The sequence below is a fragment of the Streptosporangium sp. NPDC048047 genome (assembly GCF_040653115.1).
GTDB lineage: Bacteria > Actinomycetota > Actinomycetes > Streptosporangiales > Streptosporangiaceae > Streptosporangium.
In genome coordinates, this window is the sequence record NZ_JBEZNH010000002.1 from 204,877 (window position 1) to 229,090 (window position 24,214).

Genomic DNA, 24,214 nt, shown 5'->3' on the forward strand with positions numbered 1-24,214 from the left:
CGGGGCCGCCGGGCGCGGCGGGGCCCGGGACGAACGCGACCACTGATCAAAGGGGTAACACATGGACTTCAAGGTCGCCGACCTTTCCCTTGCCGCCTTCGGGCGCAGGGAGATCCAGCTCGCCGAGCACGAGATGCCGGGCCTGATGGCGATCCGCAAGGAGTACGCCGAGGCCCAGCCCCTGGCGGGTGCGAAGATCATGGGCTCGCTGCACATGACGATCCAGACCGCCGTGCTCATCGAGACCCTGGTCGCGCTCGGCGCCGAGGTCCGCTGGGTCAGCTGCAACATCTTCTCCACCCAGGACCACGCCGCCGCGGCCGTCGTCGTGGGCCCCGAGGGCACCGTCGATGACCCCAAGGGCGTCCCGGTCTTCGCCTGGAAGGGCGAGACCCTGGAGGAGTACTGGTGGTGCACCGAGCAGGCGCTGGCCTGGCCCGGCGATGACGGCCCCAACATGATCCTCGACGACGGCGGCGACGCCACCCTGCTCGTCCACAAGGGCGCCGAGTACGAGAAGGCCGGCGCCGTTCCCAGCGCCGCCGAGGACGACCCGGAGGAGTGGCAGGTCATCCTCGACCTGCTCCGCCGTACGGTCTCCGGCGAGAAGCGGTGGACGAAGATCGCCTCGCAGATCAAGGGCGTCACCGAGGAGACCACGACCGGCGTCCACCGCCTGTACGAGATGTTCAAGGCCGGCACGCTGCTCTTCCCGGCGATCAACGTCAACGACTCGGTCACCAAGTCGAAGTTCGACAACAAGTACGGCTGCCGCCACTCCGTCATCGACGGACTCAACCGCGCCACCGACGTCCTCATCGGCGGCAAGGTCGCGGTCGTGTGCGGCTACGGCGACGTCGGAAAGGGCTGCGCCGACGCCCTCCGCGGCCAGGGCGCCCGCGTCATCGTCACCGAGATCGACCCGATCTGCGCCCTGCAGGCGGCCATGGACGGCTTCCAGGTCACCACGCTGGACGACGTCGTCGGGATCGCCGACATCTTCGTCACCACGACGGGCAACTTCAACATCATCACCGCCGCCCACATGGCGAAGATGAAGCACAACGCGATCGTGTCCAACATCGGCCACTTCGACAACGAGATCGACATGGCCGGGCTGGCGAAGACCCCCGGCATCGTCAAGACCGAGGTCAAGCCGCAGGTCCACACCTGGACCTTCCCCGACGGCCACGCCATCATCGTGCTCGCCGAGGGCCGCCTGATGAACCTCGGCTGCGCCACCGGCCACCCCTCGTTCGTGATGTCGAACTCCTTCACCAACCAGGTGATCGCCCAGATCGAGCTGTTCACCAAGACCGAGCAGTACCCGATCGGCGTCTACGTGCTGCCCAAGCACCTCGACGAGAAGGTCGCCCGCCTCCACCTCGACGCGCTCGGCGTCAAGCTGACCACGCTCACCAAGTCCCAGGCCGACTACATCGGCGTGAACGTCGAGGGCCCCTACAAGCCCGACCACTACCGCTACTAGGACTCCCGGGACTCCCGCCCGGCCCCACGGGGCCGGGCGGAGATGATCCGGTGACAGGTCCTCCGGCCCCCGCGGCGAACCGCGGGGGCCTTCGGGCACATGGGGCTCCGGGCGTACGGGGATCCGGACGTACAGGGCTCCGCGCGCGTGGGGCTTCGAGACACACGGGGCTTCAGGGCGCACGGGGTTTCGAGGCGCACGGGTTTCGGGCAGGTGGGGAGAGACGTGGACAGCGAGCTCGTGGCCGCCGGAGAACGGCGGATCGGCTGGGCGGCGCGGGCGATGCCGGTGCTCACCGCCCTCGGAGAGCGGTTCGCCGCCGAGCGGCCCTTCGACGGCCTGCGGATCGCCGCGTGCCTGCACGTGACCGCCGAGACCGCGGTGCTCATGGGCGCGCTGCGGGCGGGCGGGGCCGAGGTCGCGCTGGCCGCCTCCAACCCGCTGTCCACCCAGGACGACGTCGCCGCCGCCCTGGCCGGATACGACGTGGCCGTGCACGCGCTGGCCGGGGTGGACCGCGCGGCGTACTACCGGCACATCCACCGGGCGCTCGACATCGGCCCGGACATCGTCCTCGACGACGGCTGCGATCTGGTCAACATCCTGCACACCGAGCGGACGGAACTGCTCGACGGGGTCACCGCGGGCTGCGAGGAGACCACCACCGGGATCATCCGGCTGCGGCAGATGGCGGCCGAGGGGGCCCTGCGGTTCCCCGTCGTCGCGGTCAACGACACCCGGACCAAGCGGATGTTCGACAACCGCTACGGCACCGGCCAGTCCACGATCGACGGCATCATGCGCGCCACCAACACCCTGCTGGCAGGCAAGACCGTGGTGGTCGCCGGGTTCGGCTACTGCGGCCGGGGCGTGGCCGAACGGGCCAAGGGGCTGGGCGCCCGGGTGGTGGTCACCGAGATCGACCCGGTCAAGGCGCTGGACGCCTCGTTGCAGGGCTACGAGGTGCGGCCGATGCGCGAGGCGGCCCCGGCGGGAGACGTGTTCGTCACCGTCACCGGCAACCGCGACGTGATCAGGGGCGAGCACCTGGCGGCGATGAAGGACGGCGCGATCCTCGCCAACGCCGGGCACTTCGACGTGGAGATCGACGTGCGGGCCCTGGACGACATGGCCGTGGCCGTGCACCACGGCGTGCGGCCCAGCACCGACGAGTACGTCCTCGCCGACGGCCGGCGGCTCCTGCTGCTCGCGGAGGGCCGCCTGGTCAACCTGACCGCCGCCGAGGGGCACCCGGCCGCCGTCATGGACATGTCCTTCTCCGCGCAGGCGCTCGCGGTCGAGTGGCTGGCCCGGGAGGGCGCGGAGCTGGCACCCGGCGTCTACGACGTGCCGGAGGAGGTGGACGTGGAGGTGGCGCGGCTGCGGTTGGCCGCCGCCGGGATCGAGGTGGACGTCCTCACCGGCGAACAGGAGAAGTACCTCCACTCCTGGCGGCTCGGCTCCTGACGTTCCACGACGCCACGATCTCCTTTCGGGGGGAGGCTCGCGGCCGGACGGCCGCTTCGGCCGGAGGCGCCCGCCCGACGCGGTGACGGCGCACCATGCCGTCGCCGTCCACGCGTCGTCACCGATCGGCTCGTCCGTCGGCGGAATGCGCGGCATCTCGATTTCCAGCGCTTTTCGGAAAGCCTCGGCGGGCGTTCGGACCGTGAAATTTTCACATTCACCGTGGCCGGTCAACGCGGGATCGCCATTCGCCTGAGCTGCGAGATCACCGTTGACGGCGGTGATGGAATCCGGGCATCCGCCGACGGGTGGGTTGACGGGGTGCTTTTCCGTTCTTACGGTCTGAATCGTTTTACGGTAGCGATTCGGTAATCGCTGTGCGACGTTCGGAAAAGAGCGGCCGGTATGCGACCGGGGCCGATGGCACGGCCCCGGAGGACCACGCGGAACCGGCCACACCGCGGGGCCGCCGACGAGGCGGTCCGAGCATCCGGCGCGGAGCCGGGCAGTGCCCGGCGGCGCCGTACGCGGTGGTTCCCGGAGCGGTCGCCGTGCGGTCACCCCGCCGCAGGAGAAAAGGACCGCGATGAGACTCATGCGCCTCGCCGCCGTGGCCACCACCCTCGCGGCCGTGCTCGCGACGTCGCCCGGCGCCGGGGCCGCCACCGGAGACGGGACGCCGGCCGACCTGAACATCCGCTTCGTCGGCCGCTGGGACACCCGTGCCGCCGGCGCCTACGTCCCGGGCTGGGCCGGCGCCTACCTCACGACCGGCTTCACGGGCACCACCGTCAAGCTGAAGCAGCGCGACACCATCGACCTCTACTACAGCATCGACGCGGGCCCCGACGTGTACCTGCAGAACGTGCGCGGCACGGTCGACCTGACGCCGAAGCCGTTGCCCGTCGGCGACCACACCCTGCGGGTGTCCTACCGCGTGGTGGCCGGCTCCTACCACGGCGACGCGGTGTTCCAGGGGCTGGTGCTCGACCCGGGGGCGCACACCCTGCCGGCCCGGCCGGCCCGCGGCATGGTGGAGTTCGTCGGCGACTCCATCACCGTCGGGACCACCACCTCCAAGAACGCCCTCACCGCCTACGGATGGCTCGTCGGCGAGCGACTCGGGCTGGACCACACGCAGGTGGCCCAGGGAGGCGCCTGCCTGGTCACCACCGCCGACGGCTGCGTCGGCCTGGACCGCCGCTTCGTGAAGGTCAGCGCCGTCGACGGGGCCGCCGACCATGACTTCTCCCGATACCGGGCGGATGTCGTCGTGATCAACCTCGGCACCAACGACGTCGGGCACGGCGTGTCCTCGACGCAGTTCCAGACGTCCTACGCCGGGCTGCTGCGCACCGTCCGGAGCAGGTATCCGCGGGCCGCGATCCTGGCCCTGCGGACCTTCCGCGGGCGGTACGCCGCGCAGACCCAGGCCGCGGTCCAGACCGTCAACGACGCCGGTGACCGCAACGTCTTCTTCGTCGACACGGACGGATGGGTGCCGCCCGACGGACTGTCCGACGGCGTCCACCCCAATGACGCGGGACACCGCGCGATCGCGGCCGCGCTGGCGCCGATCGTGGCCGGGCACCTCGCTCCGAGCCCCACCCCGACCCCGACGCCCTCCGTACCGCCCGGTCCCACGCCCTCGGCGTCACCCACCCCCACGCCGAGCGGGGCGGCGCTCAGCTGCGAAGTGCGCTACACCGTGACCAACCAGTGGGCCGGCGGCTTCCAGGGTGATGTACGGGTCACCAACACCGGAGGCCGCACCCTCGACCCGTGGACGCTGCGCTGGACGTTCGCCGACGGCCAGCAGATCGGCCAGGGCTGGAACGGCGCGTTCACCCAGGCCGGGGCGTCCGTCGCCGTCAGCGGTCCGGACTGGGCCACGTCACTCGCCCCCGGCGCCTCCGCGACCGTGGGCTTCACCGCGACATGGAACGGCGTCAACGGAGTACCGGCCTCCTTCACCCTCGACGGCGCCGGGTGCCGGGTCACCTGACGGCGCTTCCGCGGGCCGCCCGCCGGCCCGGCGAACCGAACCACCCGAGTGCACGGTTCCGGCCACGCGGACCGGCCCGGAGCCGGCGGACCCCCGGAAAGTGAGACCGCGGATGAACATGTTCCGGCGACGGGCCACCGCCCTGATCGCTTCGGCTCTGGCGGCGTTGACCGGAGCGCTGACCTGGGCGGCCGGGGCGCCGGCCGCCGGCGCCGCCGTCGGATGCGCCGTCGGCTACCGCGTCACCGATCAGTGGGCCGGCGGGTTCGGCGCGGACGTGACCGTGACCAACCTCGGTGACGCCGTCAACGGGTGGACGCTGGCCTGGACCTTCACGGCGGGCCAGCGCGTCGAACAGGCGTGGAACGCCACGGTCGTCCAGAGCGGCGCCGGCGTCACCGCGAGGAACGTCGACTACAACCGGACCATCGCGACAGGCGGATCGGTCGGCTTCGGGTTCAACGGCGCCTGGAGCGCCGGCAACCCGGTGCCTGCCTCCTTCACGCTCAACGGCAGCCCCTGCACCGGGGCGGCCGGTACGGCCTCACCGTCCCCGAGCCCCTCCGGCCCCGGCTCCAGCCCGACGCCGAGCAGTACCCCGACACCGAGCCGGATCACGGTCTGGCTGGCCGGTGACTCCACCGTCGCCAACAGCTCCGGCGCCCCCATCGTCGGCTGGGGCAGGGAGCTCGGCCAGTACCTCACCGCGAACGCCACCGTGGTCAACGGCGCCGTGGGAGGGCGGAGCGTCCAGACCTGGCTGTACGAGTCGGCCGTCACCGACCGCATGAACTCCGCCGGCGAGTGCGTCCTCAGCTCGACCGCCTACGCCTCCCGCTGGCAGGCCATGCTCGACGCGTCGACCGGGATGAAGGCCGGCGACCATCTGTTCATCCAGTTCGGCATCAACGACGGCTCCGCCACCTGCCCCCGCCACGTCGGCGCCGCCAGGTACCGGGAGCTGCTCACCGCGATGGTCGGCGCGGCCCGGCAGCGCGGCGCCAATCCCGTGCTCGTGACCCCCGTAGCCGCCCTGACCTGCAGCGGAAGCACGGCCACACCCAACCGCGGGTTCGTCGCCGACACATTCGCCGTGGGCGCGGCCACCGGCGCGCCGGTCGTCGACCTGCACAGGCTGAGCTACACGCTCTACAACAGCCTGCGCTTCTGCCCGTTCAACGGCGACTACACCTCCGGCCCGGTCGGAGCCTTCTTCGCCGACGACCACACCCACTTCGAGGCCGCCGGGGCCCGGCAGATCGCCGGCCTCGTCGCCGGGGCGGTGCGCGACCAGCGGCTCGGCCTCGCGGCGTACCTGCGATAGCGGCGGCTCAGAGCCCGGCGAGGATCTCCCGCATCCTGTTGATCTCGGCGGTCTGGCCGACGGAGACCTCGTTGGCCAGCTCCTCGATCTTGATGTGCGAGCCGTCGACCAGGACCTGCTCCGACATCGTGAGGGCACCGCGGTGGTGGGCGGTCATGAGCTCCAGGAAGAGCCGGTCGAAGTCCTCTCCGGATGCGGCCCTGAGCGCCGCCATCTGCTCGGGGGTGGCCATCCCCGGCATGGAGGGCATGGCGGCGTGGTCGCCGTGCTGGTCGGGGACCCGCTGGCCCTGCTGCTGCAGCCAGGCGGCCATGTACTGGATCTCCGGGCCCTGGGCGTCCTTGATACGCGCGGCCAGCCCCTTGACCTTGGCGTTCCGGGCCCGCTCGGGGGCCAGGGACGCCATGTCGAGCGCCTGCCGGTGGTGGACGATCATGTCCTGCACGTACTCGACGTCGGCGGCGTTGGCGGTGGGGGAGGGCACGGCGGTGGCGGCCTCACCGGGGCTGAGCGTCCGGGCGGGCTCGCCGGGGCGGCCGGGCGCGATGATCGGCGCCGTCTGCTGCGCCGCCTGGACGGAGGGACGGTCGGCGCCCGCGCTGCACGCGCTCAGGCACAGGACGGCGGCCACGGCGACCAGCGCTCCGCGCACCCGACCTCCTCAAACGTATCCCGGTAGCGACGTCGGAACACCCTAATATGCCCATAAGGGGTAGGTAAATAGAGCAAAACGGAAAAACTTGCTGACACTGTGAAGGCTTGTCCGATCATCGGTCTGGGATGAACGATTCAGGCATTTATGCGACTTTTATGGCGCATATGGCAAGGAGGTTCATCAGTGTTCACCCCCCGTGGGAAGGGTCTGACCGGCCGCTTCCTCGTCGCGGTGGGTGCGGCGGCGGCGCTGTCGCTGTCCACCGTGCCCGCTCAGGCCGCTGACATCCCCGCCCCTGGCGAGATCGTCATGAGCTCGAACATCGAGCATGTCACCAACGTTCCGAAGCCTGCGGCGCTGACGGACATCAACACCGACATCGCCTTCCAGGGCGACTACGCCTACGTGGGCAACTACAGCGGCTTCTCCATCTACGACGTCAAGCACCCCAAGCGGACCTCGGTGGTCAGCTCGGTGGTCTGCCCCGGCGGCCAGATGGACATGGCCGTCTACGGGAACCTCCTCTTCGGCGCCGTCGACTCCTCCCGCAACAACGACTCCTGCAGCAGCACCGGCCAGAGCGCGGCGAACAAGGACTCGTGGGAGGGCATCCGGATCTTCGACGTCAGCGACAAGAAGAACCCCAGGTACGTCAAGGCGGTCGAGACCAACTGCGGCTCGCACACCCTGACCCTGGTGCCCGGCAAGGGACGTGACCGGCGCAACGTCTACGTCTACGTCTCCTCCTACGGCCCGAACGACAACTTCCCGGACTGCAAGACGCCGCATGACAAGATCTCCATCATCAAGGTGCCGCTGGAGAAGCCGGCGGACGCGGCGGTCGTCAACACCCCGGTGCTCTTCCCGGACGGCGGCAACCCCGGCGAGCCGGACAAGCAGTACCCCTACCGTACGTCGGCGACCACCGGCTGCCACGACATCACCTCCTACCCGGAGAAGAACATCGCGGCCGGCGCCTGCATGGGCGAGGGCATCCTGATGGACATCTCCGACCCGGTGAACCCGAAGGTCACCTCGACCGTCCGTGACGACGAGAACTTCGCGTTCTGGCACTCGGCGACCTTCAACAACGAGGGCACCAAGGTCATCTTCACCGACGAGCTCGGTGGCGGCGGCGCGGCCACCTGCAACGAGGCGATCGGCCCGAACCGCGGCGCCAACGCCTACTACGACATCTCCGGCACCACGATGACGTTCCGGAGCTACTTCAAGATCCCGCGTCACCAGGCCGACACCGAGAACTGCGTCGCGCACAACGGCTCGCTGATCCCGGTCAAGGGCAAGGACATCATGGTCCAGGCGTGGTACCAGGGCGGCATCTCGGTCGTCGACTTCACCGACTCGGCCAACCCGCACGAGATCGCGTTCTTCGAGCGCGGCCCCGACAACACCGCTCCCCCGCTGAGCGGCGGCTTCTGGTCGGCCTACTACTACAACGGCTACATCTACGGCAGTGACTTCAACCTCGGCTTCGACGTCCTGCGGCTCAACGACCCGCGGACGAACCAGGCCAGGAGCGTCAAGATGGACATCTTCAACGCCCAGACCCAGCCTTCCTACGGTCACGGTCACTGACCGCGTGCCTGACGGCTCTTCCTGAGCGAACGCCGAGGGGGCGGTGGGAGTGATCCCGCCGCCCCCTTCGCGCGCCGTACGGCGCGCCATGCCCGCGGGCCGTGCGCACCGCACCCGCAGGGCACGTGCCGTACGGCGCACCGCGTCCTCGGGCAGCGCGTGCCGGGCCCGCGGACCGCGCGTGCCGGGCTCTCGGGCCGTGCGTGCCGTACGGTCCTCGCGCGGGACGCCGGTGGTACGGCGTGCCGGCCCGGTCAGGCCGGAGGGACGAACCCGCCGGGGGTCGTCCCGGAAGCCGGACCCCCCTGGGGCGGCGCCGGGGGCCGGTCCCGCACCGCGGGCGGCCGGCCGTACGGCGCGGCGGTCGGAGGGCCGTACGGCGCGGCGGGCGGCCGGCCGGCCGGCGGATACGCGGCGGGCGGCTGGGCGGAGGGCGGCGGATAGGCGGCGGGCGGATAGGCGGCTGGGAAGGGCGCGGCGTACGGCGGGTGCCCGGGTGCGCCGCCACGCCCGGACAGTCGCGCCTGGTCGCGGCGGCGGCGCTCGGCCAGGACGGCGGTCAGGTAGGCGAACGGCGGGACGCCGGGCGGCGGGGGAGGGGAGACGAAGGCCGACATCTCGGCGGCGATGCGCGCGCCCATCTCGTGCTGGACGGCGGGTGACAGGTCGTTCCGGCGGGTGAGGTACCGGACGGCGGTCGACGCGACCTCCTCGGGCAGCCGGGACAGCTCCAGCGTCGCCGCCCACGAGGCCAGCGGCGGCGGCATCTCCAGCGGCGGGCCGTACCGGCGGGGGGCGCGCTCGGCGATCACGATGGTCCCGGCGAAGACGTCACCGAGGCGCTTGCCCTTCTCCGAGATCAGCGAGCTGATCAGGGCGGGGGCGCCGCTGAGCGTCCAGATCTCCAGCACCCCGGCCAGGCCGCGGAACAGGGCCTGGCGGAACCGCTCGGGGCCGCCGTCGTCGCTGACCACCCGCAGGCCCAGGGCCAGCTTGCCGAGGCTGCGCCCGCGCGAGAGCGTCTCGAAGACCACCGGGTAGCCGACCAGGACCAGCACGGACAGCGTGATGTACACCATCGCGGTCAGCGCGGGGTCGGAGACGAGGAGCAGGGCGCCGGCCGCGAAGGACGCCCCGGCCAGCGTCACGAGCTGGACCAGGATGTCGATGAGCAGCGCGGCGACCCGGCTCGGGAGCTGGGCGATCCGGACTTCGACGACGACCGCCTCGCCGGTTACGACCTCGGACACACAAGAACCCTACCGGCGGCCGGTCCCGCGGCGCCCGCCCCGGCCGGGTCCGGTTCCGCCCGTCCCGGCGGTCCCCGCCGGTCCTGCGGCGCCCGTCCCGGCCGTCCCCGCGACGCCCGGCCCGGGCGCTCCCCGTCCCTCTCCGCCAGATGTCCCGCGGCGCCCGCCCGGGGGCGGACGGAGAGCCCCCGGGCGGGCGCCGCGGATGCCCGCCGGGCGGGGGGCGGACGCCACCGGAATCCGGGGGTCGGGGAGCGGAAACGATCTGTGACGCAGGTCACTTCGATGCGAGTGGTGTTCATGTAATCGATTACATACCCTCATGTAATCGATTACACGGGAGGGCCGGTGGCACGTATCAAGGATGTGGCCGTTCGCGCGGGTGTGTCCGTCGCCACGGTCTCCCGGGTCCTCAACGCCAGCCCCTCGGTGTCCGAGGAGACCCGGAACCGGGTCTACACCGCGATGACCGAGCTGAACTACGTCCCCAACGCGGTGGCGCGCTCGCTGCGCACCGAGGCGACCCGGACGCTCGGCCTGATCATCGGCGACATCCTCAACCCGTTCTTCGCCGAGCTGGCCCGGTCGGTCGAGGACGCGGCGCGCGAGGCCGGCTACACCGTCGTCATCGGCAACGCCGACGAGCGGCCCGAGGAGCAGGACCACTACGTGCGCACCCTCATCGAGCAGCGGGTGGACGGGCTGCTGATCTGCCCCACCGCCGAGGTCACCCCGCTGGTGGAGCAGGCGGCCGCGACGGGCGGCCCGCTGGTGTTCATCGACCGCGTGCTCCCCGGCATGGACGTGCCGTCGGTCCGGGTCGACGGGACCGCCGCGATCGGCGAGCTCGTCGGCCACCTGAAGAGGCTGGGGCACCGGCGGGTGGCCCTCATCTCCGGCCCGCTCCGGCTCTCCACCGGCCGGGAGCGCACCGACGCCTTCGTGGAGGCGGCGGCCGGACACGGGATCGAGCTGCGCCCGGAGTACATCCGGTCGGGGGACTTCCAGCTGGGCAGCGGCCGGGAGCTCACCGCCAGGCTCCTGGACCTTCCGGAGCCGCCCGAGGTGATCTTCGGGGGCGACAACCTGATGACCCTGGGCGCGCTGGACGAGATCCGGGCGCGCGGTCTGCGCATCCCCGAGGACGTGGCACTGGTGTCCTTCGACGACGTGCCGTGGTTCCCCCACATGAACCCCCCGATAACAGCCATCAGCCAGCCCGTCGCCGAACTGGGCGTGCGCGCCGTGCGGGTCATCCTCGACCTGCTCCACGGGCGGCCCGCCGGATCGGTGGTCCTGCCGGCCGTACTGGTGCCCAGGCAGTCGTGCGGGGAAGGAAGGAACGTCTCGTGACGAACGACGACAGCCCGCGGGGCGGGGCGGCCGGGGGTGAGATCCTCCGCGTCGAGGGACTGCGCAAGGAGTTCCCCGGCGTGGTGGCGCTGGACGGGGTCGACTTCGACCTGCGGGCCGGCGAGGTCCATGTCCTGCTCGGCGAGAACGGCGCGGGCAAGAGCACGCTGATCAAGATGCTCTCCGGGGCCTACCGCCCCGACGCCGGACGGATCGTCGTCGACGGCGCGCCCGTCGAGATCCGCGGCGCCGGAGACGCCCAGCGGCTCGGCATCGCCACCATCTACCAGGAGTTCAACCTGGTCCCCGAGCTCTCCGTCGGCGAGAACCTCGCGCTGGGCCGCCCGCCCCGCCGCTTCGGGCTCGTCGACACCAGGAGGATGCACGAGCGGGCGCGCGAACTGCTGGCCCGGGTCGGCGTGGACGTCGACCCGCGCACCCCGGTCGGCCGCCTCGGCATCGCCCGCATGCAGATGGTCGAGATCGCCAAGGCGCTCGCCCTCGACGCCCGGGTGCTCATCATGGACGAGCCCACCGCCGTGCTGACGACCAGCGAGGTCGAGCGGCTGTTCGCCATCGTCCGCCAGCTCCGCGACCAGGGGGTGGCGATCGTGTTCATCACCCACCACCTGGAGGAGATCCCGCAGGTCGGCGACCGGGTCACCGTACTGCGGGACGGCCGCTCGGTCACCCGGGTGCCGGCGAGCACGCCGGAGAACGAGCTGGTCAGGCTCATGGTCGGCCGTCCGATCGACCAGCAGTACCCCCGGGAGCCCGCGGCGCCGGGCGAGCCCCTGCTGCGGGTCCGCGGCCTGGGCCGGCGCGGCGCGTTCGAGGACGTCTCCTTCGAGGTCCGCGCCGGCGAGGTCGTCGGCCTGGCCGGGCTGGTGGGCGCGGGCCGTACGGAGGTCGCCCGTGCGATCTTCGGCGCCGACTCCTACGACAGCGGCGAGGTCCTGGTGGACGGCCGCCCGCTGCCGCGCGGCGACGTCCACGCCGCCATGGAGGCCGGTCTCGGCCTGGTCCCGGAGGACCGCAAGGGCCAGGGGCTGGTCCTCGGCGCCGACGTCGCCGAGAACCTCGGCCTGGTCACGCTCCGCCGGGCCAGCCGCGGCGGGTTCGTCGACCGGGCCGGGCAGCGCCGGGCCGCCGCCGACGTCGCCGGACGGCTCGGCGTGCGGATGAGCGGCCTCGCCCAGGAGGTCCGCACGCTCTCCGGCGGCAACCAGCAGAAGATCGTCATCGGGAAATGGCTGCTCGCCGACGCGAGCGTTCTCATCCTCGACGAGCCCACCCGCGGCATCGACGTGGGGGCCAAGGTCGAGATCTACCAGTTGATCAACTCGCTCACCGCCTCCGGGCACGCGGTTCTCATGATCTCCAGTGATCTCCCCGAGATCCTCGGGATGAGCGACCGCGTGCTGGTGATGGCCCGCGGCAGGCTCGCCGGAGAGCTCGCCGCGCGTGAAGCGACACAGGACTCGGTGATGGCCCTGGCCGTCAGCGAGGTGGAGGATGCACGTGTCCACTGATGTGCTCAACGGGCCCGCCAAGGCGACGCGGCGCCGGCACCCGGCCGCCGCCTGGCTGGCCGAGAACGGCGCGCTGGTCGCCCTGGTCGTGCTCGTGGCCGGTCTGTCACTGCTGTCGGGAGACTTCCTGACGGTGACGAACCTGCTCAACGTGGGCGTCCAGGCGGCGGTCACCGCGATCCTCGCCTTCGGCGTCACCTTCGTCATCATCACCGGCGGCATCGACCTGTCGGTCGGCTCCGTCGCCGCCCTGTCGGCGATCGCGCTGGCCTGGCTGTCGACCGACTCGGGCCTGCCGTGGCCGCTGGCCGTCGTCGCCGCGCTGGTCGTCGGCCTGGTGTGCGGGCTCGCCAACGCCGCCCTGATCGCGTACGGCAAGCTGCCGCCGTTCATCGCCACCCTGGCCATGCTGGGCATCGCCCGCGGCCTGGCCCTGGTCATCTCCCAGGGCAGCCCGATCGCCCTGCCCGACGCCGTCACCCACCTGGGCGACACCATCGGCGACTACCTGCCGATCCCGGTCCTCGTCATGATCGCCATGGGGCTGATCACCGCCCTGATCCTGAGCCGGACCTACTCCGGGCGGGCGATCTACGCCATCGGCGGCAACGAGGAGGCGGCCCGGCTCTCCGGCATCAAGGTCGACCGGCAGAAGCTCATCACCTACGGCCTGTCCGGCCTCTTCGCCGCCATCGCCGGCATCGTCCTGGCCAGCCGGCTCGCCTCGGCGCAGCCCCAGGCGGCCTCCGGCTACGAGCTCGACGCCATCGCCGCCGTCGTCATCGGCGGGGCGAGCCTGTCGGGCGGCAAGGGCCGGGCCTTCGGCACCTTCGTCGGCGCGCTCATCCTCGCGGTGCTGCGCAACGGCCTCAACCTGCTCTCCGTCTCCGCCTTCTGGCAGCAGGTCGTCATCGGAGTGGTGATCGCGCTCGCGGTCCTCTTCGACACCCTGCGCCGCAAGGCCACAGCCTGAGAATCACCCCGAGGGGAACGAAATATCATGATCAAGCGCACCATCAGCCTCGCCGCGGCCGGAGCCGCGCTCACCCTGGGCCTCGCGGCCTGCGGCTCGGGCGGTTCGAGCGGTTCCTCCGACGGCGGCTCGGGGACGTCGGGTGGGGACATCAAGATCGGCATGTCGGTCTCCACCCTCAACAACCCCTACTTCGTCCAGCTCCGCAAGGGCGCCGAGGACGAGGCGAAGAAGGAGGGCGTCGCGCTGACCGTCACCGACGCCCAGAACGACGCCTCCCAGCAGGTCAACCAGATCCAGAACTTCGCCGGCCAGAGCATGAAGGCGATCATCATCAACCCGGTCGACTCCGACGCCGCCGGGCCCGCGGTCAAGGCCGCGGAACGCTCCAAGATCCCGGTGGTGGCCGCCGACCGCGTCGTCAACGGCGGCACCGTCGCGCAGACCGTCGCCTCCGACAACGTCGAGGGCGGCAAGCTCGCCGCGCAGGAACTGGCCAAGGAGATGGGCGAGAAGGGCAAGGTCGTCGTCCTCCAGGGCGTGCCCGGCACCTCCGCGGCCCGCGACCGTGGCCAGGGCTTCACCGAGGGGATCAAGGCGTTCCCGAACATCCAGGTGATCGCCCAGCAGCCGGCCGACTTCGACCGGACCAAGGGCCTGGACGTCATGACCAACCTGCTGCAGTCCAACCCCGGCATCACCGGCGTGTTCGCCCAGAACGACGAGATGGCCCTCGGCGCCGTCAAGGCACTGGGCGCCAAGGCGGGCAAGGAGGTCAAGGTCGTCGGCTTCGACGGCACCCCCGACGGGCTCAAGGCCGTCCAGGACGGCACGCTGAGCGCCAGCGTCGCCCAGCAGCCGGCCCTCCTCGGCCAGCAGGCCGTCCAGGGCGCGGTCAAGGCCGCCAAGGGCGAGAAGGTGGAGGCCACGGTCGCCGTGCCCGTCAAGATCGTGAACAAGGACAACGTCGCAGAGTTCGCGGGCTCGTGATGAGCGGCCACATCGACGGGTCCCCCCGGCCGGGGGCCGTCCCCGGCGGCCGGCCCGCGTCGCCGTACGACGTGGTGGTCGTGGGGTCGGTCAACGCCGACCTGGTGGTCCATGTCGCCCGGCGGCCCGCGCCGGGCGAGACCGTGATCGGCTCGGAGCTCGCCACCTACCCCGGCGGCAAGGGCGCCAACCAGGCCGTCGCCGCGGCGCGGCTCGGCGCCCGGGTCGCCATCCTCGGCCGGATCGGCTCCGACGGCCACGGCGAGTTCCTGCGCGAGGCGCTGCGCGCCGACGGCGTGGACCTCGGCCACCTCATCGAGACGCCCGGCCCGAGCGGGGTCGCGCTGATCTCCGTGGACGCCGGCGGCGACAACAGCATCATCGTCTCGCCGGGCGCCAACGGGCTGCTGACCGAGGACGACATCACCGCCGCCGAACGCCTGCTGTCCTCGGCGTCGGTCGTCTGCCTGCAGCTGGAGAGCCCGCTGGCCACGGTGGTGGCGGCGGCGCGGGTCGCGAGCCGGGTGGTCTTCAACCTCTCGCCGCCGGCGGTGGTGCCGGACGAGCTGCTGGAGGCGTGCGACCCCCTCGTCGTCAACCAGCACGAGGCCGCGCTGCTCCTCGGCAGCCACGCCGACCCCGTGCGGCAGGCACGGGAGCTGCTGTCGCTCGGCCCCCGCTCGGTGGTCCTCACCCTCGGCGCCGACGGCGTGGTCGTCGCCGACGCCGGGGAGGTCACCGCGGTGCCTAGCCCCAGGGTGGAGCCCGTGGACACCACCGGCGCCGGCGACGCGTTCACCGGTGCGCTGGCCTGGCGCCTGTCCCAGGGCGACCATCTGGCCGCCGCCACCTCGTTCGCGGTCCGGGTGGGCGCCGCGTCCGTCCGCCTGCACGGCGCGCAGAGCTCCTACCCTCGGGTCGGGGACCTGGAGACGCTGTGAACGTGAAGCCACACGTCGTCCTCTCCGTGGCTCCGGGGTCGCCGTGAGCCGGGATCCGCGGTGAAGCGCGCGGGAATCCTCAACGCGGCCCTGTCGGGCGCGCTCGCCCGCCTCGGCCACACCGACGAGGTGCTCGTCTGCGACGCCGGGATGCCGCTGCCGCCCGGGGTCCAGGTCGTCGACCTCGCCTTCCTGCCGGGCGTCCCGGCCTTCGCCGACGTGCTGGACGGCCTCCTCGCCGAACTGGTCGTGGAGGGCGCCGTCGCGGCGGAGGAGGTCAGGACGGCCAACCCCGCCTGCCACGCGCTGCTCGGCGAACGGCTGCCCTCCCTGGACCACGTCCCGCACGAGCGGCTCAAGGAGCGGTCCCGCTCCGCCCGGCTGGTGGTGCGGACCGGTGAGGCGCGGCCGTACGCCAACGTGATCCTGCGCTGCGGCGTCGCATTCTGAGCCGCTGAGCCGCTGAAGTCCCGGCCGCGCGGAAGGTGGATACGCTTTCCGGGTGGACATCGACGCGTTCGTCACCGCGCACCGCCCCTCCTGGGACCGCCTGGAACACCTGGTACGGCGGCGCAGGTCGCTGGACGGCGCCGAGATCGACGAACTCGTGGAGCTCTACCAGCGGACCGCCACCCACCTGTCCATCGTGCGTTCCGGCCCCACCGACCCGATCCTGGTGAGCCACCTGTCGTCGCTGGTCGCCCGCGCCCGCTCGGCGGTGACCGGCGCGCACGCCCCCGCCTGGCGGGAGCTCGTCCGCTTCTTCACCGTCTCGTTCCCGGTGGTCGCCTACCGCGCCCGGTGGTGGTGGCTCGGCACGACCGCCGCGTTCCTCCTGGTCTCGGCGGTCGTCGCGGTCTGGGTGGCGGGAGACCCGGCCGTGCAGGCCGCGATCGGCACCCCGGAGGAGATCACCCAGCTCGTCGACCACGACTTCGCCGACTACTACTCCGAGCACCCCGCGGCCTCCTTCGCCGGGCAGGTCTGGGTCAACAACGCCTGGGTGTCGATGCAGGTCATCATCATGGCCGTGCTGCTCGGCCTGCCGATCCCGTACGTGCTGCTGCAGAACGCGCTGAACGTCGCGGTCTCCGCCGGGCTGATGGCCTCGCGCGGCAAGCTCGACATCTTCTTCGGCCTGATCACCCCGCACGGCCTGCTGGAGCTGACCGCGGTGTTCCTCGCCTCGGCCGTCGGCATGCGCCTGGGCTGGACGGTCGTCGACCCCGGCCCCCGCAGACGCGGCGAGGCCCTCGCCGAGCAGGGCAGGGCCGTCATGAGCGTGGCCCTCGCGCTGGTCGTGGTGCTGCTGGTCTCCGGGCTCATCGAGGGGCTCGTCACCCCGTCGCCCCTGCCCACCTGGGCGCGGATCGGCATCGGGGTCGTCGCCGAGGCGGCCTTCCTCACCTACGTGATCTACTTCGGCCGCCGCGCCCTGCGCGCGGGCGAGACCGGCGACCTGGAACGCGCCCCCGACGTCACCCCCACCTCCGGCTGACCCCGGTCGGCAGTGCCGCGATCCGTCCCGAGTCCAGGAGGCTCCGTGCCGGAGAGGCTCTGCTGAGCCGAACACACGCCGGGGTGGTGGGACCGTGCCGGGAGCGCCCCGGCCAGGTGCCGGAGCAGGGCGGCCGTAGGGGCGGTTCCGCCTTCTTCGATGCGCTCGATCTCGTCCTCGGTCATGCTCGCGCGCCCGGCGAGTTCGGCGACGGTGAGCCCGAGTGCGTTGCGCCGGTCGTACACGGCCCTGCCGAAGGCCAGCGCCTCCCGGATCAGGACGCGCTCGGGATCGTCGGTCCGTGGCTGCGGGCGCACCCAACGGGTGTGACGAACGGCCACTGATTCATCACCGAGGGTCATGGTCAAAAGCTATCCGTGTGAACCCGGTGATGTCCGGTCTTTCGTGTCGTTGGTCAGAGGCGGCCGGCGGCTTTGAGGGCGAGGTAGGCGTCGGCGAGGGCGGGGGCGAGTTGCTCGGGGGCGGCGTCCACGACCTCGACGCCCTGGCGGCGCAGCCGGGCGGTGATGCGGCGCCGGTCGGCGCCCTGACGTTCCGCCGCCGCCGCGTCGTACACCAGCTCGGGGGTGCCGCGCCCGGCGGCCATCGCCGCGACCTGCGGGTCGGACGCGGCGGCCACCAGCACCAGGTGCCGGGAGGACAGCTGGGGGAGTACGGGCAGCAGCCCCTCCTCCAGTGACGCGGCGTTGAGGTCGGTCAGCAGGACGACCAGGCAGCGCCGCCTGGCGCGGGCCAGGACGGCCGCGACCATGCCGGCCGCGTCGGCCTCGACCAGCTCGGCCTCGATCGGCGCCATCGCGTTGACCAGCGACGACAGTAGCTCGGTACGGCCCGCCCCGGACACCCAGGCGCGCACCGAGCGGTCGTGGGCCATGAAGTCCACCCGGTCGCCGGCTCGGGATGCCAGTGCGGCCAGCAGCAGCGCCGCGTCCATCGACCAGTCGAGCCGGGGCCAGCCCGGCGCGGTCCGCACGCCGCCCCGCCCACCGGGAAGCCCGCCGGAAAGACCGCCCGGAAGCCCGGTCGAAAGCCCGCCGGGCCCGGCTCCGCGGCCCGCGGGGGACCGGTCCTCCTGACCGGCGAGCGGGATCGGGGCGGTGCCGACCCGGCCGGCCGAGGTGCGCCCGGTGTCCAGGACGATCAGCACCCGCCGGTCGCGCTCGGGCCGCCAGGTGCGCACCACGACGTCGGAGCGGCGGGCGGTGGCCCGCCAGTCGATCGACCGCACGTCGTCGCCGGGCACGTACTCGCGCAGCGAGTCGAACTCGGTGCCCTGGCCCCTGACCATCGACGGGTGCGCGCCTTCCAGCTCCCTGAGCCTGGTCAGCTTGGCGGGCAGGTGCTTGCGGCTGAGGAACGGCGGCAGCACCCGTACCGACCACGGCACCCGGTGCGAGCCCTGGCGGGCCGCGATGCCCAGCGGGCCCAGCGACCGCACCGTGACGGCGGCGGCCTCCCGGTCTCCCCGGCGGGCCGGGGTGAGCGTCAGCGTGAGGCGGCGGCGCTCCCCGGCCGGGACGTCCAGCGCGAAGTGCCGGGGGACGGCTCCGGCCGAGGGCGGCCAGGCGTCCCGGAGCAGGCCGCGGACCCGGCGGCGGCCGGGATTCTCCACGACCAGGTCGACCGTGGCGGTCTCGCCGAGCCGTACCAGGCGGTCGCCGGAGCGGGCGAACCGCAGCGGGCGCACGCCCCCGGCCAGCAGCAGGTCCACCGCGACCAGCGCGGCCAGCAGCAGCGCCACCCCGGCCACGGCCGGTCCCGGCCGCGGCGCGAACAGCACGACCAGCGTGCCCAGCAGGGCCAGCAGGGCGGCCCGTCCCGTCAGTGCCATCGTCGCTTCAGCGGGGGACGGGGACGGCGGCGAGGACGGCGTCGATCAGGCCGTCGGCGGACGCGCCCTCCAGCTCGGCCTCGGGGCGGAGCTGGACGCGGTGCCGCAGGGCCGGCCGGGCCAGGGCCTTGACGTCGTCCGGCGTCACGTAGGTGCGGCCGGACAGCCAGGCCCAGGCTCGGGCGCCCGCCAGCAGCGCGGTGGCGCCGCGCGGCGAGACGCCGAGCTGCAGCGACGGCGACTGCCGGGTGGCGCGGGCGATGTCCACGATGTAGCCGAGGACCTCGGGCCCGGTGTGCACCTGGCGGACCGCGGCGCGCCCGGCCTCCAGGTCGGCGGCGGTCGCCACCGGCTTGATGTGGGACAGGTCGCGCGGGTCGAAGCCGAGCGCGTGCCGCTCCAGCACCGCGACCTCCTGCTCGCGGGAGGGCAGCGGAACGGTCAGCTTGAGCATGAACCGGTCGAGCTGCGCCTCGGGGAGCTGGTAGGTGCCCTCGTACTCCACCGGGTTCTGGGTGGCGGCCACGATGAACGGATCGGGCAGGTGGCGCGGCACGCCGTCCACGCTGACCTGCCGCTCCTCCATCGCCTCCAGCAGCGCCGCCTGCGTCTTGGGCGGGGTGCGGTTGATCTCGTCGGCGAGCAGCAGGTTGGTGAAGACCGGTCCGGGGCGGAACTCGAACTCCGAGGTCTTCGCGTCGTAGACCAGGGAGCCGGTGACGTCGCCGGGCATCAGGTCGGGGGTGAACTGCACCCGCTTGAAATCCAGCGACAGCGCCGCGGAGAGGGTCCGCACGAGCAGGGTCTTGGCGACCCCGGGCACCCCTTCGAGCAGTACGTGTCCCCGGCAGAGCAGGGCGATGACCAGCCCGGTGACCACGGCGTCCTGGCCGACGACGCCCTTGGCGACCTCGGCGCGCAGCGCCCCCAGCGCCTCCCGGGCGGCGTCCGCGCCGCCGTTCGCGCCGCCGTTCGCATCAACGGCTCGCTCGTCACGCACGTTCACGAATCTCTGACCTGCCTCTCCAAAATGTCCAGATATGCGGCCAGGGCGACCAGCCCGGCGTCGTCGGCCGGCGGCGGGCCGTACAGGGCGGACGCCACCTGCGGCGCCGGCTGCCCGGTCCGTTCGGCGAGCGCGCTCACCCTGGCGTCCGGTCCGGCCGCCGACGGCAGCCCGAGCCGGGGGACGACGCGGTCGGCGAAGCCCTCGCGCAGCGCGGCGGCGGCGCGGTCGCGGGCCCGTCTGGCCCGGTACAGCCTGGCCCTGCCCTCCGCGGTCTCGGCGGCCCGCACCACCACGGGCAGGCGTTCGGCCACCACCGGGCCGAGCCGCCGGCCTCGCCAGAGCGCCAGCAGCACCACCGCCAGCGCGAGCTGCGCCGCGGCCCACCTGACGCCCGGCGGGACGAGATCGTAGAGGCCCTGCTCGCCTGACGCCGCGGGCGCCTCCCCCGGGGGCGGCGGGACCAGCCAGACGAGCGTGGGCCTGGCGCCGGCGAGGTTCATCGCCAGCGCGGCGTCGCCGTCCTCGGCCAGGCGCAGGTTGGTCATGAAGTCGCCGTCGCCCACCGCGGTGACCGTCCGGTCTCCGTCACGGTAGGCGACCAGCGTCGAGTCGTCCCCGGCGGGGTAGCAGCCGGTGCCGCCCCGGGGGACGGCGAAGGTCGTCCCGCCCAGGTGGGCGGTGCCCGCGGCGGCCGCGGCCGGCAGCGCGCAGCGTGGCTCTCGTGAGCGCGGCCGGGCCTCCCCGGTGGCGAGCAGGCCGGGGGCGAGCGTCCGCAGCCGTCGTCCGGCGCCGACCAGCAGGAGGTCGGCGGGTGCCCCGGCCAGCCGCGAGGCGTCCGCGGCGGTGAGCGGGAAGTCGTCGGTGACCAGCAGCGTGCTGCCGGCGGTCGCGGCGGCCCGCGCGTCGGCGGCCGAGGTGACCCGGGTGATCCGCACGCCGCGGCCCTCCAGCAGCCGGGCGAGGGCTCCCGCGCCGGACAGTGAGGTGTCGTCGGGGTCGAGCCGCCGGTCGGGTCCGCCGGCGCCGCCGAGGAGAACGCCGGCGACGGCGGCGGCCACCACGATGAGGGCGACCAGGATCACACCCCGGCCGCCGCGCCACAGGCTCGCGGTGGTGGGGGAGACGGACGTCGAGCCGGTCACGGGGGCGGCGGCGAGGCCGGCGTCCGCGGGGTTCGCCGCCCGTGCGCCGGAGGTGCCCGTGGTGTCGGCGGTGCCCGTGGTGCCTGTGGTGCCTGTGGGGTTGTTCATCGGGGCCCTCTCCACGCGCCCGCGCCGCCGGCCGCGTCCGCCGGGACGGGGGCCGCGTCCGCCGGGCGCGCCACGCGGAGCCGCTCGTCGAGGTCGCGCAGCATCTCGTACGCTCCGGCGGTGCCGGGGGTCTCGCCGTACGTCACGTCGTCGAAGGTCCGGGCCGCGGCGACCAGGGCGGCGGCCAGGCCGGGCAGCGCGCGGCCGGCCTCGGCGGCCAGCTCGGCGGCGGTGCGGCCCGGGACGGGGTCGACGATCGCGCGGTCCTCCAGGTCGCGGGCGACGGCCCGCAGCCGCTCGCGGACCGCCTCGGCCCAGCGGCCCTCGGCGGCCAGCCGCTCGGCGGCGGCGCGGTGCTCGGCCGCGGTGCGCCGGCCGTCGCCGAAGACCTCCTCGCGGCGGGCGGCGCGGCCCCCGGCCGTCCGCCGCGCGACCACGGCCAGCGCGACGACCGCGGTGACGACGAGGGCGACGAGCACCACCCGGACGGTCACGCTTCCCACGGTCCCGAGGGAGTCCTGGTCGGTGAGGTCGCCGATGAACTGGTTCACGGCCCGGACGGCGCGGTCGAACGCCGACTCCCTGGCGTACCCGGCCCGGAGCAGCTCGCGGGCCGCCTCGCGGCGGGCCTCGTCACGGCCGACGTCGACCGGCGCGCCGAGGTTCACGAGGGTCAGGAGTGGGGCCACGAAGCTCCCTGCCCGGCCTGCGGGTGCGGGCCGGGTGCGCCGGGCGTGGCGGAGGGCAGCCACAGGTCGTCGGCCGTGGCGTGCACCCAGCCCTGGCGCCGCTGCTCGATCGCGGCGGTCTGCAGGACGAGGTCGAACGCCTCGGACCGCATCCGCCGGTCGGCGTAGAGCAGGCCGTTGACCCCGGCCAGGAACGGATAGGTGATCATCGCGCCGACGGTGCCGCCGATCGCGATCAGGACCGCCGTGGCGACCTGCGCGCCGGTCGAGCCCTGGATGCCGATGCTGACGAGGGCGGCCCCGAAGGTGAAGGGGACGGCGACCACGAAGGTGATCAGGAACGTGATGATCCTGGTGAGGATCAGGATGCCGAGGGTGCGCCAGAAGCCGCCGTTCACCAGCCGCCACGACCTGCGCATGGAGTCGAGGACCCCGCGCCGCTCCAGCACCGCGGCGGGCGCGGCGAGCGCCAGGCGGGTGGAGACGAACGCGGCGTAGGCGATGTAGCCGAGCACCGACAGCGCCCCCACCGCGACCGCCGTCCCGGCTCCGGCCCCGGCGTTCGCCAGCGCCACGATCACCAGCGAGATCAGGACCACCGGCACGAGCATGAGGAGCGCTTCGAGGGCCACCAGCCCGAACAGCGCGGGCATGCGGCCGCGGGACAGCCGCCACGCCTCGCCCGCGGTGGTCCGGCCGCCGAAGACGGCCCGGCCCAGGATCCGGGTCAGCACGCCGGTGAGCAGCGTCACCACGACGAACTCCACGGCGTAGGAGACCAGCACGTCGCCGTACTGGCCGAGGAAGCCGCTCTCCCCGACGCCGTCCAGCGCGGAGGGGTCGTTCACGGCCGCGCCGATCTGGCCGAAGACGACCGCCTGGCCGACCGCGGTGGGGATCACGCCGAGCACCGCGGCGATCGCCGAGAGGCCCAGGACGGTCTTGGGGTTGGAGCGGATCAGCTTGATCGCGCCGTCGAGGATGTCGCCGAGGCCGAGCGGGCGCAGCGGGATGATCCCGGGCCGCAGCGCGGGCGGCTGCGGGTGCCGGCCGTACGGCGGCCGGGGTCCCGGGCCGTACGGCGGGGCCTCCGGGCCGGGACCGTACGGCCCGCCGGGGTGGGGCGGCCCGCCGTACGGCGGGTGGCCGTCCTGGGCGGGTCCGGCGGGGGAGGCGGGCGGCGGCCCGGGGGCGGTCCACGGCGATCCCGGGACTCCCTGGTAGGGCGGGGGCTGGTGGGCCGCCCAGCCGGAGGGCGTGTCGGGAGCGGGATCGTGACCGTCTGACATATCCCAATCCTGGCATGTCGTGGGTGCCGATTGTGATGAGCGGGATGACTGATCCGGGTTTCCGGCCTCCGAATCGGCCGGATCGCGGACGACCGAGACGCCGCAGGGATGGCCGAGACCGGGTTCTTTACTCCAGACTGGGAAGGTCACCACCTCCGCTTGGCGTCCGGGGCCGCCGGGAACGGGGAGGGTGGCGCGGGGGCCGGGCCGAGGCTTTGCCGTACGTGGGCCTAAAATTCGCCTTCCGAATGCTTGACGTCGGTGCCGGTGTCACCCACTGGCCAGGCGAGGGTAATCTGCGTTAACCGTGCATTCCCCCCGAAAACTCCCAGACGGCGTAACGAATGAGGGGCCATGAAAGGACGCGTGCTGGTCGTCGACGACGACGCCGCTCTCGCCGAGATGCTCGGCATCGTCCTACGGGGAGAAGGCTTCGAGCCCTCCTTCGTTTCCGACGGCGACAAGGCGCTCGACGCCTTCCGCGACACCCGGCCGGATCTCGTCCTGCTCGACCTGATGCTGCCGGGGGCCGACGGCATAGACGTCTGCCGCCGCATCCGCGCCGAGTCCGGCGTGCCGATCGTCATGCTGACGGCCAAGAGCGACACCATCGACGTGGTGCTCGGCCTGGAGTCCGGCGCCGACGACTACATCGTCAAGCCGTTCAAGCCCAAGGAGCTGGTCGCCCGGGTCCGCGCCCGGCTGCGCCGCACCGACGAGCCGACGCCGGAGATACTGCAGATCGGCGACATCACCATCGACGTGGCGGGACACTCGGTCAAGCGCGGCGAGGAGACGATCAATCTCACGCCGCTGGAGTTCGACCTGCTCGTCGCGCTGGCCCGCAAGCCGCGCCAGGTCTTCACCCGCGAGGTGCTGCTGGAGCAGGTGTGGGGCTACCGCCACGCGGCCGACACCCGCCTGGTCAACGTGCACGTCCAGCGGCTCCGGGCGAAGATCGAGAAGGACCCCGAGCACCCTGAGATCGTGGTGACGGTCCGCGGGGTGGGCTACAAGGCCGGACCTGCCTGAAGACCCGTCGCGGCCTCCCC

At 73.0% G+C, this 24,214-nt stretch carries 21 protein-coding genes; 13 read left to right on the top strand and 8 right to left on the bottom strand.

Features of this window, described 5'->3' with window-relative positions; all coding sequences use genetic code 11:
• Positions 1 to 61 precede the first annotated feature (61 nt).
• From ahcY to AB0D67_RS02720, 4 genes are all read left to right on the top strand, one after another.
• Positions 62 to 1,489, top strand: a complete 1,428-nt coding sequence (gene ahcY / locus AB0D67_RS02705) for an adenosylhomocysteinase (protein WP_362929122.1) — start codon at positions 62 to 64, stop codon at positions 1,487 to 1,489.
• Between the two features lie 225 nt (positions 1,490 to 1,714).
• Complete coding sequence (locus tag AB0D67_RS02710) at positions 1,715 to 2,956, top strand: adenosylhomocysteinase (RefSeq protein WP_362929124.1); 1,242 nt, start codon at positions 1,715 to 1,717, stop codon at positions 2,954 to 2,956.
• A gap of 586 nt (positions 2,957 to 3,542) precedes the next feature.
• The gene (locus tag AB0D67_RS02715) at positions 3,543 to 4,961 is read left to right on the top strand and encodes a cellulose binding domain-containing protein (RefSeq protein WP_362929126.1); all 1,419 of its coding nucleotides are present in this window, start codon (positions 3,543 to 3,545) and stop codon (positions 4,959 to 4,961) included.
• 112 nt (positions 4,962 to 5,073) lie between these two features.
• Positions 5,074 to 6,285, top strand: coding sequence for a cellulose binding domain-containing protein (locus AB0D67_RS02720; RefSeq protein WP_362929129.1), 1,212 nt, complete (start codon positions 5,074 to 5,076; stop codon positions 6,283 to 6,285).
• A gap of 7 nt (positions 6,286 to 6,292) precedes the next feature.
• Here the strand turns inward: AB0D67_RS02720 and AB0D67_RS02725 are convergent, their stop codons facing one another.
• Entirely contained in the window at positions 6,293 to 6,937 is a 645-nt protein-coding gene (locus tag AB0D67_RS02725; protein ID WP_362929131.1) for a DUF305 domain-containing protein, read from the bottom strand.
• Between the two features lie 186 nt (positions 6,938 to 7,123).
• Here AB0D67_RS02725 and AB0D67_RS02730 point away from each other — a divergent pair, with 186 nt between their 5' ends.
• Positions 7,124 to 8,536, top strand: a complete 1,413-nt coding sequence (locus AB0D67_RS02730) for a hypothetical protein (protein WP_362929133.1) — start codon at positions 7,124 to 7,126, stop codon at positions 8,534 to 8,536.
• Between the two features lie 254 nt (positions 8,537 to 8,790).
• On the opposite strand, the gene AB0D67_RS02735 is transcribed toward AB0D67_RS02730, so the two are convergent.
• Entirely contained in the window at positions 8,791 to 9,786 is a 996-nt protein-coding gene (locus AB0D67_RS02735) for an RDD family protein (RefSeq protein ID WP_362929135.1), read from the bottom strand.
• 348 nt (positions 9,787 to 10,134) lie between these two features.
• On the opposite strand from AB0D67_RS02735, the gene AB0D67_RS02740 reads away from it, so the two are divergent.
• Genes AB0D67_RS02740 through AB0D67_RS02770 form a run of 7 tightly spaced genes read left to right on the top strand, consistent with a single transcriptional unit; the run spans position 10,135 to position 17,073 of the window.
• Positions 10,135 to 11,139 (top strand): LacI family DNA-binding transcriptional regulator, encoded by a 1,005-nt coding sequence (locus AB0D67_RS02740; protein WP_362929137.1) that lies wholly within the window; start codon positions 10,135 to 10,137, stop codon positions 11,137 to 11,139.
• Entirely contained in the window at positions 11,136 to 12,671 is a 1,536-nt protein-coding gene (locus AB0D67_RS02745; RefSeq protein WP_362929139.1) for a sugar ABC transporter ATP-binding protein, read from the top strand. Before AB0D67_RS02740 ends, AB0D67_RS02745 begins: the two co-directional genes overlap by 4 nt.
• Positions 12,655 to 13,644, top strand: a complete 990-nt coding sequence (locus tag AB0D67_RS02750) for an ABC transporter permease (protein ID WP_362929141.1) — start codon at positions 12,655 to 12,657, stop codon at positions 13,642 to 13,644. The genes AB0D67_RS02745 and AB0D67_RS02750 overlap by 17 nt, the downstream gene beginning before the upstream one ends.
• A gap of 27 nt (positions 13,645 to 13,671) precedes the next feature.
• The gene (locus AB0D67_RS02755; RefSeq protein WP_362929143.1) at positions 13,672 to 14,634 is read left to right on the top strand and encodes a D-ribose ABC transporter substrate-binding protein; all 963 of its coding nucleotides are present in this window, start codon (positions 13,672 to 13,674) and stop codon (positions 14,632 to 14,634) included.
• Complete coding sequence (locus AB0D67_RS02760) at positions 14,634 to 15,575, top strand: ribokinase (protein WP_362929145.1); 942 nt, start codon at positions 14,634 to 14,636, stop codon at positions 15,573 to 15,575. Before AB0D67_RS02755 ends, AB0D67_RS02760 begins: the two co-directional genes overlap by 1 nt.
• A gap of 60 nt (positions 15,576 to 15,635) precedes the next feature.
• Positions 15,636 to 16,025: a D-ribose pyranase gene (gene rbsD, locus AB0D67_RS02765; RefSeq protein WP_362929147.1), complete on the top strand. Its 390-nt coding sequence runs from the start codon at positions 15,636 to 15,638 to the stop codon at positions 16,023 to 16,025.
• A 52-nt stretch (positions 16,026 to 16,077) separates the two neighbouring features.
• Positions 16,078 to 17,073: a stage II sporulation protein M gene (locus AB0D67_RS02770; protein ID WP_362929149.1), complete on the top strand. Its 996-nt coding sequence runs from the start codon at positions 16,078 to 16,080 to the stop codon at positions 17,071 to 17,073.
• Here AB0D67_RS02770 and AB0D67_RS02775 read toward each other — a convergent pair.
• The 6 genes from AB0D67_RS02775 to AB0D67_RS02800 are packed head-to-tail and all read right to left on the bottom strand — an operon-like array spanning position 16,992 to position 23,162.
• On the bottom strand, positions 16,992 to 17,435 hold the full coding sequence (locus AB0D67_RS02775) for a helix-turn-helix domain-containing protein (protein WP_362929151.1): 444 nt from the start codon (positions 17,433 to 17,435) through the stop codon (positions 16,992 to 16,994). The two genes, AB0D67_RS02770 and AB0D67_RS02775, sit on opposite strands and share 82 nt — an antisense overlap.
• 53 nt (positions 17,436 to 17,488) lie before the next feature.
• The gene (locus AB0D67_RS02780) at positions 17,489 to 18,925 is read right to left on the bottom strand and encodes a DUF58 domain-containing protein (RefSeq protein ID WP_362929153.1); all 1,437 of its coding nucleotides are present in this window, start codon (positions 18,923 to 18,925) and stop codon (positions 17,489 to 17,491) included.
• Positions 18,926 to 18,932: 7 nt separating this feature from the next.
• Complete coding sequence (locus tag AB0D67_RS02785; RefSeq protein WP_362929155.1) at positions 18,933 to 19,925, bottom strand: MoxR family ATPase; 993 nt, start codon at positions 19,923 to 19,925, stop codon at positions 18,933 to 18,935.
• Between the two features lie 2 nt (positions 19,926 to 19,927).
• Complete coding sequence (locus tag AB0D67_RS02790; RefSeq protein ID WP_362929157.1) at positions 19,928 to 21,184, bottom strand: DUF4350 domain-containing protein; 1,257 nt, start codon at positions 21,182 to 21,184, stop codon at positions 19,928 to 19,930.
• On the bottom strand, positions 21,181 to 21,873 hold the full coding sequence (locus tag AB0D67_RS02795; RefSeq protein ID WP_362929159.1) for a DUF4129 domain-containing protein: 693 nt from the start codon (positions 21,871 to 21,873) through the stop codon (positions 21,181 to 21,183). Before AB0D67_RS02795 ends, AB0D67_RS02790 begins: the two co-directional genes overlap by 4 nt.
• Positions 21,858 to 23,162, bottom strand: coding sequence for a glycerophosphoryl diester phosphodiesterase membrane domain-containing protein (locus AB0D67_RS02800; RefSeq protein ID WP_362929161.1), 1,305 nt, complete (start codon positions 23,160 to 23,162; stop codon positions 21,858 to 21,860). Before AB0D67_RS02800 ends, AB0D67_RS02795 begins: the two co-directional genes overlap by 16 nt.
• 354 nt (positions 23,163 to 23,516) lie before the next feature.
• Here AB0D67_RS02800 and mtrA point away from each other — a divergent pair, with 354 nt between their 5' ends.
• Positions 23,517 to 24,194 (top strand): MtrAB system response regulator MtrA, encoded by a 678-nt coding sequence (gene mtrA, locus AB0D67_RS02805; protein WP_030509347.1) that lies wholly within the window; start codon positions 23,517 to 23,519, stop codon positions 24,192 to 24,194.
• Positions 24,195 to 24,214 lie beyond the last annotated feature (20 nt).